Consider the following 18,787-nt stretch of genomic DNA (forward strand, 5'->3'; position numbering starts at 1 on the left):
GAAGTATGGAAGCACGAGGAGCGCCGGACGACGCGCTGTGGCGGCGGGCACTGGAGGGCGACGGAGACGCCTTCGGGGCGATCTTCGACGCTCATCGGGATCGCGTCTTCGCCCACTGCCTCCGCGCGCTGCAGTCGTTCCACGACGCGGAGGACGCGACGGCCGTCGCCTTCCTCGAACTCTGGCGCAAGCGCGCCGATGCGCGGACGGTGGACGGCTCGATCCTGCCGTGGCTGCTCGTCACGGCCACCAACACGTGCCGCAATCTGCATCGTTCGCGCCGCAGGTACCAGCGCGTTCTGCAGCGCCTGCCGCGCAGCGAGACCGCGCCCTCCGCCGAGGATCGGGCCGAGCTCGCATCGGAGCTGAGCCCGGAACTCGCGGTCGCGCTCGAACGCCTGGGCGCCGCGGATGCGCGGCTGTTCGCGCTCGTCGCGCTCGAGGGCTACTCGCCCGCCGAGGCGGCCGTCGTGCTCGGTCGCAGCAGCGGGGCGGTCCGCACACGGCTGCACCGGATCCGCACGCGCCTCCGGGCGCATCTCGAGCCCGAAGCCGCGGGGTCCCGAGCCGAGGAGGCAGCATGCGAACCGACACCCTGAGCCCGGAGTTCGCGGCCGCACTGCGCGGAGCGCTCGTCGAGCGGGTCGCGCGAGCGGCGCGTCCGCGCAGGCGCCGGCTGCTCGCCGGCGCGGGAATCGGGCTCGTCGCCGTGCTCGTGGGCGGGGGTGCGGCGGTCGCCACCGGTGCCCTCGTGCTGCCCGGCGGCAACGAGGTGACCGAGCTCGCCGGACCCGCCGCGGGTGCGTTCGAGGGGAGCGGCGAGCTCGTGCTCGGCGCGCCGCCCGCCGGAGCGAACGCGGTCGAGGTGGAGTTCACCTGTCTCAGCGCGGGCCACTACAGCTTTCCGAGCGAATCGCCCGACCCGAGTCGTCCCGCCGACCCCGAGGTGCTCACCGGGATCGAATGCACGGTGCCCGACGAAGCCCCCGTCACCGGACTCGTTCCGCTCGCGGCGATCGAGGGGCAGTCGCTCACCGTCGAGACCGACCCCGGGGCGCGCTGGACGGCCGAGGCGCGCTATGTCCGCATGGAGACGACCGACTGGGGCGTCAACGGGTCGGGTGTGACGTTCGGCCTGCACAATGAGCGCGGCGACCCGGAGCTCGTCGCGGCCCTGGCGACGAACGGGCGCCCCGGATACGTGTACGCCGAGGATGTGCGGGGCGAGACGCCCGCCTCCCCGGAGGAGGCGGCGGAGTTGACTGGGAAGAACCTCGAGGACCGCGTCATCCCCGTCTACGAGGCCGACGGCATCACCGTGATCGGCGAGTTCGTGATCCACGGCGCCTCGAGCGTGACGATCATCGAGGGTGAGGATCCCGGTCTCTCCCGGAGGATCGCGGTGGGGGACGACTGAGCGTCGCGGCCGACCAGGGGTGCTCGGGCTGGATCGCACGACGCGCAGGACGTACCATGGTGCTATTGTCTGAACAATTTAGATCGTGCTAAATCCGCACCCGTCCCGCAGAGGAATCCCGCAATGACGCAGCAGCCCATCCGCTTCGGACTCATCGGCACCGGCCGCATCGGCCAGGTGCACGCCGCCAGCATCGCCGCCTCCCCGAACGCCGCCCTCGCCTGGGTCGCCGACCCCTTCGTCGACGGTGCGAACGCCCTCGCCGAGCGGTACGGCGCGACCGCGACCGCCGACGCGACGGAGCTCATCGCCGCGGGTACCGGCGCCGCGCCGCAGATCGACGCCGTGCTCATCGCCTCGCCGACGCCCACCCACGTCGACCTCATCGAGGCCTCGGTGCGCGCGGGCCTCCCCGTGCTGTGCGAGAAGCCCATCGATCTCGACATCGCGCGCGTCGACGCGCTGCGCCCGCTCGTCGCCGAGCTCGGCGTGCCGGTCGCGCTCGGCTTCAACCGCCGCTTCGATCCGAACCACGCCTCGGCCCGCGCGCGGGTGGCCGCCGGCGAGATCGGGGCGCTCGAGCAGCTCATCATCATCAGCCGCGATCCGGCGGCTCCGCCCGCCGACTACATCGCGGTCTCGGGCGGGATCTTCCGCGATATGACCATCCACGACTTCGATATGGCGCGGTTCTTCGCCCCCGATATCGTCTCGGTCAGCGCCACCGGCACGCGCGCCTTCGATCCCGGGGCCCGCGAGCACGGCGACTTCGACACCGCGGTCGTGACCCTCGAGACCTCCGCCGGCGCCGTCATCACCATCGTGAACTCTCGGCACAGCGCCGTGGGCTACGATCAGCGGATCGAGGCCTTCGGCTCGGGCGGCATGCTGCAGGTGGGCAATCCGCTCTCGAACACCGTCTCGGTCTCCACGGCCGCCGCCGTCGAGGCGCGTCCGGCCTACCCCGAGTTCTTCCTCGAGCGCTACGCCGCGGCGTACGCGGCCGAACTCGAGGAGTTCGTGAAGCTCGCGCGCGGCGAGGCCTCGACGAGCCCGACGTTCGAGGACGGCCGCGCCGCGCTCGTCCTCGCCGATGCCGCCCAGCGATCGGCGGTCGAGGGCGTCGCGGTCGCGGTCGCGCTGTGAGCGCCGGATCTCGCGCACGGCTCGCCGCCTGCGCAGAGATGCTCTTCCTCGAGCTGCCGTTCGAGGAGCGGGTGCGCCGCATCCACGAGCGCGGCTTCCTCGTGGAGATCTGGGACTGGAGTGCGAAGGATCTCCCCGCGCTCGCGGCGACCGGCGCCGAGTTCTCCTCGATGACCGGCTACCTCCGCGGCGATCTCACCAGCACGGAGGGGCGCGCCGCGCTCCTCTCCACCGCCCGCGAGTCGCTCGCGGCCGCGGAGATCCTCGATGCGCCGCGGCTGAACCTGCACGGCACGGGCCTCGGCGAGGGCGGGATCCCCGTCGCGCCGCACCCCGTGGTGTCCGGCGCCGACTGGCTGCACGCCGCCGAGACGCTCCGGCAGATCGCGGAGCTCGGAGCCGCGGCGGGGTGCACCTTCGTGCTCGAGAATCTCAACACCGCGGTGGACCACCCGGGCACCCCGTTCGCCCGCGCGGCCGACACGCTCGCGCTCGTGCGCGCCGTCGATCACCCCGCGCTGCGGCTCAACCTCGACCTCTACCACGCGCAGATCGGCGAGGGGAATCTCATCGCGCTCGTGACCGAGGCGCTGCCGTGGATCGGCGAGATCCAGGTCGCCGACGTGCCGGGACGGTGCGAGCCCGGCACGGGGGAGATCCGCTACGAGGCCGTCGCGCGGGCGCTGCGCGAGCTCGGCTACGCCGGCGTCGTCGGCATGGAGGCCTGGGCGAGCGGTGATTCCGATGCCGCCCTCGACGCCTTCGCCGCGGCCTTCGCCGACATCCCAGCGTAGTGGCGTAGCGGCGGAGCAGCGGGCGTTCGCGCGGGTACGCCCGGTGCGCCCTCCGCGCGGGCCCGCCCGATGCGCCCTCCGCGCTGGTCTGCCCGATCCGCGTTGGTCCGCCCCAGGCGCGCTCCGCGCTCTCTGCTGCTGCCCGCTCCCGGCGCCTGTCCGCGACCCCGGTCCTTCGCCCTCCCCACCAGACCTCCGCGCCCGGCGCGCGCCGCGGAATTCACGCGAAGCGGGGCCACTCGGCCGGATGACCCCGCTTCGCGTGATTCCTGCGCGGTTGCGACCCGTGCAGGGGTGGGCTGCAGGGATGGGACGCAGAGCCCGGGGAGGGATGCGGTGCCTCTAGACTCGGGGCATGAATGAGGATCGCGGCCGCACGATCGCCCGGATCGTCGTCTTCGCGATGCTCGTCGTCGGAGCCGGTGCCGCCCTCTGGCTGTTCACGCAGGAGGGCACCGACCTCGGCGATCAGGGGATCTTCCAGTTCTTCTCGGATCCGACGGCGCCGTCGGGATGAGCCCGGTTCGAAGCGAACCGGAATTCACGCGTCTTGCGCTGGAACGCGCGCGTGAGCCCGCAACGCGTGAATTCTGCGAGGGCCGAGGGCGAGGGCACGGGGCCGTGGACCGGGCGCAAGGGCCGAAGGCGCGGCGCTGAGCGCGAAGGTGCGGCGCTGAGCGCGGAGGGATTGGCGCCGCGGGCGAAGGGCGTGGCGCCGGGGGCCGGTGCCGGCCGAGTCCGAGGCCGCCGACCGTCGGCATCCGGGCCGCATGTGGACCGGTCCAGCCCTAGGATAGGGGGCGGGACAGCGGCCGGGCCGCGGCGATGAAGGCGGGTGGCGATGGCGGAGTACGACGAGAGCGGGGCTGCGGCCCCCGTCGCGCCGGGCCGTCCCCCCACCATCCGCGATGTCGCGCGCGAGGCGGGCGTCTCGAAGTCGCTCGTCTCCCTCGTCTTCAACGGCGGTGAGAACGTCAGCGAGGAGCGGCGGCTGCGCGTGCTGCACGCCGCCGATCGCCTCGGCTACCGACCGAATCTCGTCGCCCAGTCCCTCTCCTCGGGCCGTCGCGATCTCGTCGCGATCTTCGTCTCCAACCTCCATAATCCGCTCTTCGCCGAGATCGTCGGCGCGGCGAAGGCGCGCCTCGCCGAGGCCGGGCAGCGCACCATCATCGTGAGCGCCCAGGTCGACGACGGCAGCGGCTCGCCGGTGCTCGACCGCGACAACCTCGCCGTGCTCCGGGATCTGCGCCCCTCGGGTCTCATCACCGTCGGCACGATCCCCGAGTTCGCCGAACTCGCGGATCTCACGGCGGTCATCCCGACGGTCGTGGCGAGCGCGATCGATGCGACGGGTGACGTCACGGCGACCATCCGCAGCGACGACGAGGCCGGGATCGACCTCGTGGTGGCTCACCTCGCCGCGCAGGGGGTGCGCCGCATCGCCTTCGTCGGCGGCGAGGGCGGCACGGTCTCGGCCTCCCGCGCGGCAGCCTTCCGATCCGCGGTCGCGCGTCGCGGCATCGCCGGCGCCGTCCAGAGCGCGGTTGCCCCCTGCAGCACCGACGACAGCGCGGAAAGCGCCATGGCCATCGCCGACGCCGACGAGCGCGCCGCTGCCCGGGCGTGGGTCGAGGCCGCAGACTTCACCGAGGAGGCGGCGTCGCGCGCCGTGCGGCGCCTCATCGCCGAGGATCGCGTGCCCGATGCGATCGTCACGGGCAACGACCTCACCGCGATCGGCGTGATCACGGCGCTCGAGGAGGCGGGAATCCGGGTGCCGGAGGACTGCAGGGTCGCGGGCTACGACGACACGAGCCTCTCCGCGATCCCGCGCATCTCCCTGACGAGCGTCGACCCCGGCAACCGGCGGATCGGCCGTGAGGCGGCTGCGGCGCTGCTCGCGGCGATCGCGGACGGCACCCGGCTCGGTGAGGTGCTCATCCCGCCGAGCCTCGTCGTGCGCGACTCCGCGTAGGGCGCGCTCCGCCGGACCACTGGCACGCTCGTGCGTCCGGGTGCCCGTCCGCCCCTGTCTCCGTGCGAAACCCTACGGTCCGCGCGACACCCTACGAAACGCGAAGCGAGGTTCGTAGGGTGTCGATGACTTCCGAGGGTTTCGGTGCCGGGTCCAGCCGACGGCCCCGGGCGGGGCGGAATGTGACGCCCCGGTTTGGGGTTCGGGCGCGCGCTTCCTACGCTGAGCATCACCCACCCGGAAGGAGCGCCCCATGAGCACCCCCCGACGCACGCTTCGGCACCTCGGCTTCATCCACCTCGTCCCCTTCGACGGCGAGGCGCCCGCGAGCGGCTTCCGCGACGCGATCGAGCTCTTCCGCTACGCCGAGCAGCTCGGTCTCGACAGCGGCTGGGTCCGCACGCGCCACCTGCAGCGCGGCCTCCCCTCGCCCGCGGTGCTCTTCGGCGCGCTCGCCGAGGCGACGGAGCGGATCGCGCTCGGGACGGCCGTGATCCCGGTCGGACACGAGAACCCGTTCCGACTCGCCGAGGATCTCGCGACCGCGGACGTCCTCTCCGGCGGCCGGGTGCGCGCCGGGCTGAGCGTGCACCCGCCCGGCTACGGCGACGACGCCGTGAATGATCTCGTGCACGACGCCGGCTGGCGCGCGGAGGACTACGGCTACGGGCGCATCGAGCGGCTGCGCTCCTTCCTCGCGGGCGATCCGCTGCGCGAGGTGCCCGAGTATCGCGGCATCGGCGGCGACATCGACTCCGCCCGCGTCGAGCCGCACAGCCCCGGGCTCGCCGATCGGCTCTGGTACGGCGGGGGCTCCCTCCGCTCCGCCGCGTGGGCGGGCGCCGCGGACCTCAACTGGCTCGTGAGCAACATCAGCTCGACTGAGAACGGGATCGCCGACTTCGCCCTCGCGCAGCGCGCGCAGATCGACGCGTTCCGCGCGGCCAGCCCGCGGGGCGAGGCGGCGCGCGCCACGGTCGCCCGGGTGATCGTGCCGACCGACGGCGCCACCGATGCGCAGCGGGCGAAGTACCGCGACTACGCGGAGGCGCGCACGCCGCGCACGCAGCGGGTCCACGGGAAGAACACGATCATCGCCCGCGACGTGCTCGGCTCGCTCGACGAGATCGTCGCGCACATCGAGGACGACGCCGCCTTCCGCGCCGCCGACGACTACCTCTTCGAGCTCCCCTTCGAGTTCGAGCTGGCGGACTGGAAGCACATCCTGCACGAGCTCGCGACCCGGATCGGGCCGGCACTGGGCTGGCGCCCCGCCCGCTGAGCTCGTTCGGCGGCTCGGGATCTCCGCACACCGGATCGTGCCCGATCCGTGACGGGTCGCGGTCGGAATACCCGCCGCGCCCCCGAGGTTGTGATGAGGCACGAGCGGTCGGGCGCGAGCCCCGGAGGGAAGGACGAACATGGCGCGGATCACAGTTCTGGGCGGCAGCGGCTACGCGGGCGGCGCGGTCGTCGCCGAGGCGCGCAAGCGCGGGCACGAGGTCGTCGCGCTCAGCCGCACGCTCCCGGCAGCGCCGGTCGATGGCGTGCGCTACCTCGCGGGCTCGGCGCTCGATGCGTCCGTGCTCGCCGAGGCGATCGACGGCAGCGACGTCGTGCTCTTCGCGCTGTCGCCGCGCGGGGACATGGCCGGGAAGCTCGAGGGCATCGTCGGCGAGCTGCTCGAGCGGATCGTCGGTACCCCGACCCGCTTCGGCTACGTCGGCGGCGCCTCGTCGCTGCTCGTGGCCGAGGGCGGCCCGCGGCTGTGGGACGAGACCGAGGCGCAGATCCCGGAGGACGTCAAGCCCGAGATCGTGACCGGGCTGAACGCGCTCGAGCTGCTGCGGGAGAGCCCGGAGAGCGTCGACTGGTTCTACGTCAGCCCGCCCGAGGAGTTCGGCGCGTGGCTGCAGACGCCCTCGACGGGCCGCTACACGCTCGGCGGCGACGTGCTGCTGCGCAACGAGGCCGGCGTCTCGACGATCTCGGCTGCCGATCTCGCGCTCGCGATCCTCGACGAGATCGAGCAGCCGGCGCACCACCGCGCCCGCTTCACCGCGATCGGCTGAGGCCGGGACCCCGGGGCCCCGGGACCGCCGGTCCGGCGCGACCGGCCCCGCTGCAACACTCGGTCATGCGCCACCGATAACGTCGCCGAATATCTACGATAAGAATCATCGCGGCGATCCGGATGGTTCCGGTGAACGGGTCATACCGGTGAGCAGCGGGTTCGAATCCCGCCGTCGCGTCGATCACGCGCCCGACGGCCGGAGCTGCGGGGAACGGGGGAGCGGTGCGCACGGATCGGCCCGCGAGCACCGCCGCCCCCGTCTCCGGGCCCGCCCAGGCCCCTCCGGTCCCTCCGGCCGCCCGGGCGGCGCTTCTCGCCTGCGTCGGTGCGGGCTTCGCGACGCTGCTGGACTCCGCCGTGGTGGCCTACACCGCCCCGGCGCTCGGCCGCGGCATCGCGGAGTCCCCGGCGATCCTGCAGTGGTACCTCGCGGCGTACTCGCTCACCTTCGGGCTCGGGCTCGTGCCCGCCGGTCGGCTCGGCGACGCGTTCGGCCGCCGCCGTCCGATGCTCGTCGGCCTCCTTCTCTTCCTCCTCGGCGCTCTCGTCTCGGCGCTCGGGCCGAGCGCCGTCACGCTCGTCGCCGGGCGGCTCGTGCAGGGGCTCGGCGCCGGGGCGATCAGCGCCCAGGTGCTCGGTCTGATCCAGGATCACTTCGGAGGCATCGACCGGATCCGCGCGCTCGGGGCGTACTCCGCGGCGGGCGCGGCAGCCGCGATCGCGGGGCCGCTGCTCGCCGGCGCAGCCCTCGGGGCGCTGCCCGCGGACGCCGCGTGGCGTGCGGTCCTGCTCCTCCCGGTGCCGTTCGTCGCGGCGACGATGTGGCTGGTCGCCCGTCGCCTGCCGGCGGAGGCCCCGCTCGCCGGCCGTCCGCGGCCCGCGCTGGATCTGCCGGGGATCGGGCTCACCGGAGCCCTCGTGGTGATCGTCACCATCCCCGTCATCGACCCTGGGATCCCCGGGCCCCGGCTCGTCGCCGCGGCGGCGGCGGTCCTGCTCCTCGCCCTCCTGCTCGTGCTCTGGGAACGGCGGTACGCCCGCACCGGCAGGCTGCCCCTCTTCGCGCCGCCGCTCATGCGGCGGCGCGGGTACCTCCTCGGCAATCTCGTCGCGCTGCTGTGGTTCGGCGCGGTCCTCGCCGCGGGCACCGTGCTCACCGTCCATCTGCTGCAGGCGCTCGCGGTCCCGCCGCTCGTGCTCGCGCTCGTCATGCTGCCCGGTGCGTTCGCGCGGCTACTCGCGGCGCGTCTCAGCTCCCGCACGTACGCGCGCGTCGGCCCGCGGATCGTAGCCCTCGGCATGGCGGCGGAGGGGACGGGCATGCTGCTCACGGCGGGTGCCGCGCTCCTCCTGGCCCCCGTCGCGTTCGTCGCGGTCGCGGCGGTGCTGCAGCTCGTGCAGGGGGTGTGCAGCGGCCTGTCGGAGCCCTCGATCCGCGCGCTCGTGCTGGCGCACGCCCCGGAGGGGATGGCCGGGGTCGCCGCGTCCTTCCTGCAGCTCACGCAGCGGCTGGCGGCGACGCTGATGATCGCGCTCGGCACGGGACTGCTGCTGCTCGGCGGGACCGGCGGGGCGGGGCTCGCGCTCGTGCTCGGGATCTGCGCGGCGTGCGTCCTCGCGGCGGGCGGGCTGAGCCTGAGCCGGTCCTTCCGCGGGAGCGCGCGGGGTGCTATGCCGCGGCCTCGATGAGCGCGAGGGCCGTGTCCGCTGCCGCGGCCGCCGCCGCGGCGTCGACGCGGGCGAGCGCGTAGGCGGCGAGGAGCTGCCCGGTGCAGGCGTCTGCGAGGCGCGCGGCGTCGGGCCCCGGCAAGTCGGGCAGGCAGGCGGCGATGCCGCGGCCGAGGGCGGTGCGGAGCTCCGCGCGGTAGGCGGTGATGATGCCGGCGACCGCGGCGTCCTCGGCGATCGGGGCGCCGGCGGTGTTCACGAGGAGGCAGCCGCTGCGCGCGGCGGCGGAATCGGGTCGGGCGAGTGCATCGCGGAGGCCCGCGAGGTACTCGGCGATCGCTCCGGGCGCGACGGGATCGGCCTGGAGCGGACGCAGCCGCGGGCGGATCACGCCGTCCAGGTAGAGGGCGACCGCGGCGTCGAAGAGACCGCGCTTGGATCCGAAGGTGTTGTAGAGGCTCGATCGGCTGAGGCCCGTGGCGAGTTCGATCTCCGGGATGGCAGCGGCCTCGTAGCCGACCCGCCAGAACACGTCGAGCGCCGCGCGCACGACGGTGTCGCGATCGAAGGACGCGGTGCGGGCCATGGAGCCGCCTTTCGGGAATGGTCATTCCAGTATATATTGGAACGATCGTTCCCGAAACAGATGATCTCAGAAGGGCCCCCATGTCCGACGCGCTCAGCACCCAGATCCACCTCGCCGCCCGTCCGGACGGCTGGCCGACCCCCGACGACTTCCGCACGGTGCGCTGCGAGCTCGCCCCGCTCGCCGCGGGCGAGGTGCGGGTGAAGAACGAGTTCCTCTCCGTCGACCCGTACATGCGCGGTCGCATGAACGACGTCCGCAGCTACGTTCCGCCCTACGCGCTGGGCGAGACGATCCAGGGCGGCGCCATCGGACGGATCGTCGCGAGCGCTGCCGACGGCTTCGCCGTGGGCGATGCGGTGCTCCACCAGCACGGCTGGTCCGACCTCGTGCAGGCGGATGCGGCGACGTTCCGGGTCGTCCCGGAAACGCCCGGCGTGCCGCTCTCCCTCCGCCTGCACGTCCTCGGGATGACGGGGCTCACCGCCTACGTCGGGCTCACGGCCATCGCGCAGCTCAGGGAGGGCGACACCGTCTTCGTGTCGGGCGCCGCCGGCGCCGTCGGCACCGCCGTCGGCCAGATCGCACGGCTGCTCGGCGCCGGGCGCGTCATCGGCTCGGCGGGCAGCGCCGAGAAGGTGGCGCTGCTGACCGGGAAGTACGGCTTCGACGCCGCATTCAACTACCGGGACGGCGACGTCCGCGGCCAGCTCGCGCAGGCAGCTCCGAACGGCATCGACGTCTTCTTCGACAATGTCGGCGGGGACCACCTCGAGGCGGCGCTCGACGCGTTCGCCGACGGCGGGCGTGCGGCGCTGTGCGGGGCGATCTCCGGCTACAACAGCGAGACCGCGGTCCCGGGCCCCGACAATCTCGCGAACATCATCACTCGCGGGCTGAAGCTCGAGGGCTTCACGATCGGCAATCATCTCGGGCACGCCCCCGAGTTCCAGGCGCGGATGGCGCAGTGGCTCGCGGCGGGCGAGATCGCCTACGACGAGACGATCGTGGACGGGATCGAGCGCACGGTCGACGCCTTCCTCGACATGATGCGGGGCGCCAATACCGGCAAGATGCTCGTCCGCGTCTGAGGCGGAGGCCGGGCGCGTCGCGGGCGGGACCCGCCCGCGACGCGCCCGGGGCGCTATACTGATCGCCATGGAGATCGAGGTCGACAGAATCTAGCCGCCGTCGCGCGGACCCGCTGAGCCGGCGCCTGCCGGAGCTCGCGGTTCCCGGTGCGGGAGGATGCACGCCATCGCCCGCCCCCGTCGCGGCACGACGAGTCACCCGTACGCTCCTCGGCGCCCGATCCCTCCGATGCGGAGGCGGCCCGAGGCGACAGAATCGAGTTCTGCATGTCTCCGCACCCCCATTCCCCCTCCGCCTCGGCGATCGCGCTGCGCGGGGTCTCCTTCGCCTGGCCCGACGGCACGCCCGCGCTCACCGAGGTCTCCGGCGTCTTCTCCCCCGGCCGCACCGGCCTCATCGGCAGCAACGGCGCGGGGAAGTCCACGCTGCTGCGCCTCATCGCGGGCGAGCTGCGCCCGAGCTCGGGCGCGATCGACACGGCCGGCGAGGTCGGCTACCTGCCGCAGAACATCGCCCTGCGCCCCGAGACGACGATCGCCGAGCTGCTCGGCATCGACGGCACCCTCGCCGCGCTGCGCGCGATCGAGACCGGCGACGTCTCCGAGCGCCACTTCGACGCCGTCGGCGACGACTGGGACATCGAATCCCGCGCCGACGAGGCGCTCGACCGCATCGGCTTCTCCGCGTCGGACCTCGACCGGCCCGTCGCCGCGGTCTCCGGCGGGGAGTCGATGCTCATCGCGATCACCGGGCTCCGGATCCGCCGCACCCCGATCACCCTCCTCGACGAGCCGAGCAACAACCTCGACCGGGCCACGCGCGCCCGGCTCGCCGAGTTCGTCGACGAGTGGCCGGGCACGCTCGTGGTGGTGAGCCACGATCTCGAACTGCTCGAGCGCATGGAGCACACGGCGGAGCTGCACGCCGGCGCGCTCACGAGCTTCGGCGGCCCGTACAGCGCGTGGCGCGCCCACCGCGATGCGGAGCAGGAGGCGGCGCAGCAGGCCGCGCGCACGGCGCAGCAGTCGCTGAAGGGCGAGAAGCGGCAGCGCGTGGAGGCCGAGACGAAGCTCGCGCGCCGCGAGCGCACCGCGCGGAAGGTGCAGGCGAGCGGCAGCCTGCCGAAGATCCTCGCGGGCAAGCGCGCGAACGCCGCCCAGGTCTCGGCGGGGGCCATGCGCACGAACCTGGACGACCGGGTGCGCGCGGCGCAGGAGGCCGTCGACGCCGCCGATGCGCGGGTGCGCGAGGAGGAGCGGATCTCGCTCGTGCTCCCGGACCCCGAGGTGCCGCGGGGCCGGCGCCTCGTCGAGTTCACGGCGCGCGCGCCCGAGCCGGGCGGGCCCGACGCCGGGGCGCCGATCGTCGTGCAGGGCCCCGAGCGGGTCGCGATCGTCGGCGCCAACGGCGCGGGCAAGTCGACGCTGCTCGCCCAACTCGTGACGGGCGCGCCGCCCGCGCCCGGCCGTCCGGCGGGGGCGCTGCGCACCGAGCGCGTGGGCTATCTGCCGCAGCGCCTCGTGCTCGACGAGGAGGCGAGTGCGCTCGACCAGGTGCGCGCGGCGGCGCCGGGCTCGACGCCCGGCGACATCCGCAACGGCCTGGCCAGGCTGCTGCTGCGCGGGGCGAGCGTCGACCGCCCCGCGCGCACGCTCTCGGGGGGCGAGCGCTTCCGCGTCGCCCTCGCGCGGCTGCTCTTCGCCGCGCCGCCGCCGCAGCTGCTCGTCCTCGACGAGCCGACGAACAATCTCGACATCGCGAGCGTGGAGCAGCTCGCCCAGGCGCTCGACGCCTACCGGGGCGGGATCCTCGTCGTCAGCCACGACACCGGCTTCCTCGAGCGGATCGGGATCGACACGGTGCTCGAGCTCGAGCCGGATCGGGGACCGCGAGGCGAGCGGGCGTCCGGCGACGGGGCGCCGGGCGCGCGGCTGGTGCGGCTCCCGTCGCTCCCCGCGTAGTCGGAGTCCCCGCCGCCCGCCTCCGGGGCCGTCGCCCGGTCCCGCGCGGCGGGGATGCACGCGGCGATGATCGCTGCGACGAGCGAGACGCCCGCGCCGATGAGGAGCGCGACGTGGAAGCCCGCCTCCGAGGGCACCTGCGCCCCGCCGAGCGGCGCGGTCATCCGCGCGAGCACGGCGCCGATCACTGCGGCGCCGATCGTCGTGCCGAGCGAGCGCATGAGCGTGTTGAAGCCGTTCGCGGCGCCGGTCTCGGAGCGCGGCACGGCGCCCATGATGATCGCGGGCATCGCGCCGTAGGCGAGGGCGACGCCGCCGTTGATGACGAGCCCCGTCAGCAGCACGCCCCAGGTGCTGCCGATCCCGAGCAGCCCGATCCCGTAGCCCGCGGCGAGGATGCCGACGCCCAGCACGAGCGTGAACTTCGGCCCCCGGGCGTCGCTGAGCCGGCCGCCCACGGGGGAGAGCAGCAGCATCATGAGGCCGGCCGGCGCCATCCAGAGGCCCGCGGCGAGGATCGACTGGCCCAGTCCGTACCCCGTGATGGCGGGCAGCTGCAGCACCTGCGGCATCACGAGCATGCTCGCGTACATGCCGAAGCCGACGAAGATCGAGGCGAGGTTGGTGAGCAGCACGCGCGGCCGCGCGGTCGTGCGGAGGTCGACGAGCGGGTCGCGGGCGCGCAGCTCCCAGACGCCCCAGAGCGCGAAGGAGACGAGCGCGAGCGCCAGCAGACCGACGGTGAGGCCCGACCCCCAGCCCCATTCGGCTCCCTTCGAGATCGCGAGGATCCCGGCGACGAGCCCGATTGCGAGGCCCGCCGCGCCCGGCGCATCGAATCGCTGTCCGCGCGCGCCCGCGGGGACGTCGGGGACGAGCGCCGCGATCGCGATCGCGGCGAGCACCGTGACGCCGGAGCCGATCCAGAACAGCACCCGCCAGTCCGCGTACTCGATGACGGCGGCCGACAGCGGCATGCCGATCGCGCCGCCGACCCCGAGGGTCGCGCTCACGGTCGCGATCGCGGAGGAGAGGCGCTCGCGCGGCACGACGTCCCGCAGCAGCGCGATCCCGAGCGGCACCATGCCCGACCCGATGCCCTGCAGCGCTCGGCCCGCGATCATGAGCTGCACGTTCGGGGCGAGCGCGCAGACGATGCCGCCGGCGATGAGGGGCAGCGCGAGGATCAGGAGCATCCGTTTCTTGCCGAAGAGATCGCCGAGGCGGCCGGAGATCGGCACCGCGACGGCGGCCGCGAGCAGCGTCGCGGTCACGATCCAGGCGGTGTTCGCCGCGTCGGTGGCGAAGATCGCGGGGAGCTGCGCGATGAGGGGCGTGACCATGGTCTGCGTGATGGAGGAGGCGATCCCCGCGGAGGCGAGGACGGCGACGACGAGCCCCGGGCGGCGGGCGGCGGCGGTCACGGGGCGTCCGTGCGTCGGGCGGCGAGGGAGGGGGGAAAGTGTGTATGATGCATAATATGTGCATCATACACATTACTGACGATGGCGCGTGACGCATCCGTAGAATGAACGCCAGGCAGCCACGAAGGGGGAGCCGATGGATCGCCCGATCGCCGACATCGAGTACGAGCAGATGCTGCTCAGCCGGTACACGATCGCCCAGCACCGCGGCGATGACGGGCTCGACCGCAGCGTCTACCTCCTGCTCAGCCGCATCGACGCCGACGGCCCGCTCTCGATCGGCGAACTCAGCGAGCTCTTCCGCCTCGACGCGTCGACCCTGCAGCGGCAGACGGGCGCCGCGATGCGCGCCGACCTCCTCGAGCGCATCCCTGACCCCGCGGGCGGGGTCGCGAGGAAGTTCGCCCTGACCGCCCACGGCCGCGAGCGGCTGCGGGCCTCCCGCGCGCGCTCGCTCGCCGCGCTCGAGCGCATCCTCGCGGACTGGCCCGACGCCGATGTCGCGCGCTTCGGCGAGCTGCTGCGGGCCTTCAATCACTCCATCGAGCGCTACCGCGAGGGCCGCGCCGGCTGAACGGGACCCGCGGGCCGCCGACGCCCCGTGATTTCCCCCGGGCGGGGTGGTAGCTTTCAACTGGCGCGTCGCGTATCCACCGCCGACAGCGCCGTGAACCCCTATCTGAAGGAAACGATATGCATGTCTAAGTACCGGGTACAGAATCCTGCCACCGGCGAGATCCTCGAGACCTTCGAGGCCGCCACCGATGCGCAGATCGAGGCGGCGCTCGACGCCGCCGACACCGTGTACAAGGAGTGGCGCGAGCGCAGCGTGCAGGAGCGCGCCGCGGTCGTGAAGCGCGTCGCCGAGCTCTTCGCCGAGCGCCGCGAGGAGCTCGCGCGGCTCATCGCGCTCGAGATGGGCAAGTCGATCGCCGAGAGCCTCGACGAGGTCGACTTCGCGACGCAGATCATCGACTACTACGCCGTGCACGGCCCGAGCTTCATCACGGACTCCGAGATCCCGTCGACGATCCCGGGCAAGGCGATCGTCGAGCATCTGCCGATCGGCACGCTGCTGGGCGTCATGCCGTGGAACTTCCCCTACTACCAGGTGGCGCGCTTCGCGGCGCCGAACCTCGTGCTCGGCAACACCATCCTGCTCAAGCACGCCGACATCTGCGCGCGCTCCGCGCTCACCATCCAGGAGATCATGGAGGAGGCCGGCGTCCCGGTCGGCGGGTACCAGAACGTCTTCGCCTCGCACGGGCAGATCGCGACCATGATCGCGGACCCCCGGGTGCAGGGCGTCTCGCTCACCGGCTCCGAGCGCGCCGGGGCGATCATCGGCGCGCAGGCCGGCGAGCACCTCAAGAAGTGCGTGCTCGAGCTGGGCGGCATCGACCCCATGGTCGTGCTCGACGCCGCCGACGTCGCGGCCGTCGCGAAGGAGGCATGGGACTTCCGCGTCTACAACGCGGGGCAGGTGTGCAACTCGAACAAGCGCCTCATCGTGATGGACGACATCTACGACGAGTTCGTCGCGGAGCTCGTGCGGCTCGCCGAGGGGCTGCGCCCCGGCGACCAGCTGAATCTCGGCGAGGGCGAGTACGTGCCGCTGTCGAGCCGCGCGGCGGCCGAGACCGTCGATGCGCAGGTGCGCGGCGCCGTCGCGGAGGGCGCGCGCGTGCTCGCCGGCGGCGTGCTCGCCGAGGGCCCGTCGGCGCACTACGCGCCGACCGTGCTCGTGGACGTCCCCCGGGACTCGGCCAGCTACGCCGAGGAGATCTTCGGCCCGGTCGCGACCGTGTACCGGGTGTCGAGCGACGCCGAGGCGCTCGAGCTCGCGAACGACTGCGCGCTCGGCCTCGGCGGCTCGGTGTTCTCCGCGGACGAGGCCCGTGCGGCGCGCGTCGCCTCCCGGCTGGAGGTCGGGATGGCGCACGTGAACATCATCGCGGCCGAGTCGGCCGAGATCCCCTTCGGCGGCGTGAAGCGCTCGGGCTTCGGGCGCGAGATGGGGCCGATCGGGATCGGCGAGTTCGCCAACAAGCGCCTCTACTTCGTCGCGAAGTAGTCCGGTCGGCGGCGGGTCGCGGGGCGTCGAGCGCCGCGACCCGCCGCCGTGCGCCCGCCGTTAGGCTGAGGGGGCCCGACGCCCGAGGAGGATGCCGACGTGACCGAAGTGCTGAGCGCCCTGGACCGGCGCATCGTCGGCGCGCTGCAGCTGGACGGCCGCGCGCCGTGGAGCGTGGTGGCGAAGGCGCTCGACGAGCCGCTGCGCACCGTGGCCCGTCGCGGCCGGGACCTCGTCGATTCGGGCGCCGCGCGCGTCGTCGCCCTGCCGAACCTCGGCCCCACCTGCGTCATCGAGATCACCTGTCTGCCCGCCCGCATCGACTCGCTGGCGCGCGAGCTCGCGCAGCATCCCGGGGTCGTGTTCGCGCTCGTGCTGGCGAATCCGTCGCGGCTGCTCGTCGAGGTCCACGAGCAGAGCTTCGACCTCGCGACCATGACGCTCGAGGTGATCCCGGGCTTCGCGGGCGTCGCCGAGGTCTCCGCGGCTCCCGTGCTCCGGTACTGGAAGACGAACGCCGACTGGCGGCCGGGGCTGCTCACGGCGGCGGAGGCCGGCCGACTCGAGGCCGCTGCGCGCCCCGAGGAGTCGACTGCCGCGCCGGAGCCGCTCGACGGCGCCGACCGGGCGATCGTCGACGCGCTCGTGACGGACGGCCGCACGGCGGTGGCCGAGCTCGCGGCCGCGGCGGGGGTCACGGAGCCCACCGCGCGCCGGCGCCTCGCGGATCTCCGCGAGCGCGGCGCCTTCGCGATCAGGACCCTCGTGGACCCCGCGGCCCTCGGCTACGGGGTCGAGGCCTGGCTCCGGATCGACTGCTCGCCGCAGCACGCCGATCGCGTCGGCGAGGCGCTCGCGGCGCAGCCGGAGAGCCGCTACGTCGCGCAGGTGCTCGGCGAGTACGCCCTCGTGGCCCAGCTCAGCGCCCGCGATCTGCCGCACGTTCGGGAGCTGCTCTCGCGCGGCTGGATCCGCGAGGTTCGCGGCCTCCGGTCCTCCCTCGTGACCCGGGCGCACAAGCGCAGCGGCTACCTGACGCGCGCCATCTAGCCATTAACGCAAGCTTTGTCCATCAAGTTGGCATAAACCGAAAACCATGATTGACTAACCGGCTGTACCGGTAAGTCGACGATGGTGGGGTGCCCGATGGATGTGTGCGAGCTCAGCGCGAGCGAATTGCGCCGCGCGCTCGGCGCGCGCGAGTGCACCGTCGTGGAGGCGACCGAGGCGCATCTCGCCCGCATCGCCCGCACCGCCGAGGTGAACGCCGTCGTGAGCCTCGACGCCGAGCGCGCCCTCGCCCGTGCCGCCGAGCTCGACCGCAGGGGACCGAGCGCCGCGAGCCCGCTCTTCGGCCTGCCGGTCGGCATCAAGGACACGCACGACACCGCGGGACTGCGGACCACCTACGGCTCGATCCGCCACGCCGAGCACGTCCCCGCCTCGGATGCGCTGCACGTGCGCCGTATGCGGGAGGCCGGCGCCGTGATCCTCGGCAAGACGAACGTCCCCGAGTACGCGGCGGGCTCGCACTCGGTGAACCGGGTGTTCGGCGCGACCCGCAACCCCTACGATCTCGGCCGCTCCGCCGGCGGCAGCAGCGGGGGCGCCGCGGCGGCGCTCGCCGCGCGCCAGGTCGCGCTCGCCGACGGCAGCGACATGGGCGGCTCGCTGCGCAACCCCGCGTCCTTCTGCAATGTCGTCGGCCTCCGCCCCTCTCCCGGCGTCGTGCCGCTCGCCGGCGCGGCCAACGCGCTGACGCCGCTCACCACCGCGGGTCCGATGGGGCGCACGGTCGACGACGTCGCCCTGCTGCTCTCGGTGATCGGGCGCCCGGATCCCGGCACCCCCGTCGCCGCACCGGTGCTCGGGGAGACGGGCCGCGCGGTGCCGCTCGCGGGCCTCCGCGTCGCGTGGGCGCCGACCCTCGGCGGGGAGATCCCCGTCGAGCCCGAGGTGCTCGACGTCCTCGGGCGCACGGTGGCGCTCCTCGCGGAGCACGGCGCGATCGTGGAGGAGGCGAGCCCCGCGCTCGCCGGCGCGGCCGAGGCGTTCCTGACCCTGCGCGCCGCCGAGTTCGAGGCCGAGTGGGGCGAGGCGCTCGCCGCCGACCCCGAGGACTTCGGCGAGCGCATCGCCTGGAACATCCGGCTCGGCCGCGGCCTCTCCGGGCACGACGTCATGCGTGCGCAGGAGCACCAGACGGCCCTCATGCGCGAGGCCGCACGCTTCTTCACCGAGCACGATCTGCTGCTCGCGCCGGTGTCGACCGTGGCGCCGTTCCCGGTCGAGTGGGACTACCCGCGCACCATCGCGGGCGAACCGCAGGAGCACTACCTCGATTGGATGCGCGCCGCGACCGTCGTGACCATGCTCGGCGTCCCCGCCCTCTCCCTCCCCGCGGGCTTCACCGACTCCGGGCTGCCCGTCGGTCTCCAGATGATCGCCGCGCACGGCGCCGATGCCCGCCTGCTCGGCGCGGCCCGCACCGTCGAGGCGCTCACCGGCTGGGCCGCGCACGCCCCCCGACTTCCCTGATCCCACCGAGCGGTGCCGCGGCGGCACCGCCACCC

General features: G+C 73.7%; 16 protein-coding genes and 1 pseudogene. 15 read left to right on the forward strand and 2 right to left on the reverse strand.

Features of this window, described 5'->3' with window-relative positions:
• Positions 1–5: 5 nt before the first annotated feature.
• The 9 genes from MUN78_RS15925 to MUN78_RS15965 all read left to right on the forward strand — a co-directional run bounded on the left by MUN78_RS15925 (position 6) and on the right by MUN78_RS15965 (position 9,098).
• Entirely contained in the window at positions 6–599 is a 594-nt protein-coding gene (locus MUN78_RS15925) for an RNA polymerase sigma factor (RefSeq protein ID WP_244727717.1), read from the forward strand.
• Positions 581–1,417: a hypothetical protein gene (locus tag MUN78_RS15930; RefSeq protein WP_244727719.1), complete on the forward strand. Its 837-nt coding sequence runs from the start codon at positions 581–583 to the stop codon at positions 1,415–1,417. The genes MUN78_RS15925 and MUN78_RS15930 overlap by 19 nt, the downstream gene beginning before the upstream one ends.
• A gap of 123 nt (positions 1,418–1,540) precedes the next feature.
• Positions 1,541–2,563 (forward strand): inositol 2-dehydrogenase, encoded by a 1,023-nt coding sequence (iolG, locus tag MUN78_RS15935; protein WP_244727721.1) that lies wholly within the window; start codon positions 1,541–1,543, stop codon positions 2,561–2,563.
• A gap of 38 nt (positions 2,564–2,601) precedes the next feature.
• Positions 2,602–3,357 (forward strand): TIM barrel protein, encoded by a 756-nt coding sequence (locus MUN78_RS15940; protein WP_244730141.1) that lies wholly within the window; start codon positions 2,602–2,604, stop codon positions 3,355–3,357.
• A 355-nt stretch (positions 3,358–3,712) separates the two neighbouring features.
• Positions 3,713–3,874, forward strand: coding sequence for a hypothetical protein (locus MUN78_RS15945; protein WP_244727723.1), 162 nt, complete (start codon positions 3,713–3,715; stop codon positions 3,872–3,874).
• A 324-nt stretch (positions 3,875–4,198) separates the two neighbouring features.
• On the forward strand, positions 4,199–5,335 hold the full coding sequence (locus MUN78_RS15950; RefSeq protein WP_244727724.1) for a LacI family DNA-binding transcriptional regulator: 1,137 nt from the start codon (positions 4,199–4,201) through the stop codon (positions 5,333–5,335).
• Positions 5,336–5,588: 253 nt separating this feature from the next.
• Positions 5,589–6,617: an LLM class flavin-dependent oxidoreductase gene (locus MUN78_RS15955; RefSeq protein WP_244727726.1), complete on the forward strand. Its 1,029-nt coding sequence runs from the start codon at positions 5,589–5,591 to the stop codon at positions 6,615–6,617.
• A 139-nt stretch (positions 6,618–6,756) separates the two neighbouring features.
• Complete coding sequence (locus tag MUN78_RS15960; RefSeq protein WP_244727728.1) at positions 6,757–7,407, forward strand: NAD(P)-dependent oxidoreductase; 651 nt, start codon at positions 6,757–6,759, stop codon at positions 7,405–7,407.
• A gap of 224 nt (positions 7,408–7,631) precedes the next feature.
• Positions 7,632–9,098, forward strand: coding sequence for an MFS transporter (locus MUN78_RS15965; RefSeq protein WP_244727729.1), 1,467 nt, complete (start codon positions 7,632–7,634; stop codon positions 9,096–9,098).
• Here MUN78_RS15965 and MUN78_RS15970 read toward each other — a convergent pair.
• Positions 9,079–9,663, reverse strand: a complete 585-nt coding sequence (locus tag MUN78_RS15970) for a TetR/AcrR family transcriptional regulator (protein WP_244727731.1) — start codon at positions 9,661–9,663, stop codon at positions 9,079–9,081. The two genes, MUN78_RS15965 and MUN78_RS15970, sit on opposite strands and share 20 nt — an antisense overlap.
• A gap of 80 nt (positions 9,664–9,743) precedes the next feature.
• On the opposite strand from MUN78_RS15970, the gene MUN78_RS15975 reads away from it, so the two are divergent.
• Both MUN78_RS15975 and MUN78_RS15980 read left to right on the forward strand, forming a co-directional pair.
• The gene (locus tag MUN78_RS15975; RefSeq protein WP_244727733.1) at positions 9,744–10,754 is read left to right on the forward strand and encodes an NADP-dependent oxidoreductase; all 1,011 of its coding nucleotides are present in this window, start codon (positions 9,744–9,746) and stop codon (positions 10,752–10,754) included.
• 267 nt (positions 10,755–11,021) lie between these two features.
• Positions 11,022–12,716 carry an ABC-F family ATP-binding cassette domain-containing protein gene (locus MUN78_RS15980; protein WP_244727735.1) on the forward strand — a complete coding sequence of 565 codons (1,695 nt, stop codon included), beginning with the start codon at positions 11,022–11,024 and terminating at the stop codon, positions 12,714–12,716.
• Between the two features lie 74 nt (positions 12,717–12,790).
• Here MUN78_RS15980 and MUN78_RS15985 read toward each other — a convergent pair.
• Positions 12,791–14,059 (reverse strand): annotated as a pseudogene (locus MUN78_RS15985) (MFS transporter); the annotation flags it as partial.
• A 217-nt stretch (positions 14,060–14,276) separates the two neighbouring features.
• Here MUN78_RS15985 and MUN78_RS15990 point away from each other — a divergent pair.
• The 4 genes from MUN78_RS15990 to MUN78_RS16005 all read left to right on the forward strand — a co-directional run bounded on the left by MUN78_RS15990 (position 14,277) and on the right by MUN78_RS16005 (position 18,752).
• The gene (locus MUN78_RS15990; protein ID WP_244727737.1) at positions 14,277–14,714 is read left to right on the forward strand and encodes a MarR family winged helix-turn-helix transcriptional regulator; all 438 of its coding nucleotides are present in this window, start codon (positions 14,277–14,279) and stop codon (positions 14,712–14,714) included.
• 123 nt (positions 14,715–14,837) lie between these two features.
• Positions 14,838–16,214 (forward strand): aldehyde dehydrogenase family protein, encoded by a 1,377-nt coding sequence (locus tag MUN78_RS15995; protein WP_244727738.1) that lies wholly within the window; start codon positions 14,838–14,840, stop codon positions 16,212–16,214.
• 99 nt (positions 16,215–16,313) lie between these two features.
• Complete coding sequence (locus MUN78_RS16000) at positions 16,314–17,264, forward strand: Lrp/AsnC family transcriptional regulator (RefSeq protein ID WP_244727740.1); 951 nt, start codon at positions 16,314–16,316, stop codon at positions 17,262–17,264.
• Between the two features lie 96 nt (positions 17,265–17,360).
• A complete protein-coding gene (locus MUN78_RS16005) occupies positions 17,361–18,752 on the forward strand; it encodes an amidase (RefSeq protein WP_244727742.1) in 1,392 nt (463 codons plus the stop codon).
• The last annotated feature ends 35 nt before the right edge of the window (positions 18,753–18,787 follow it).

Source organism: Leucobacter allii (assembly GCF_022919155.1).
Classification (GTDB): domain Bacteria; phylum Actinomycetota; class Actinomycetes; order Actinomycetales; family Microbacteriaceae; genus Leucobacter; species Leucobacter allii.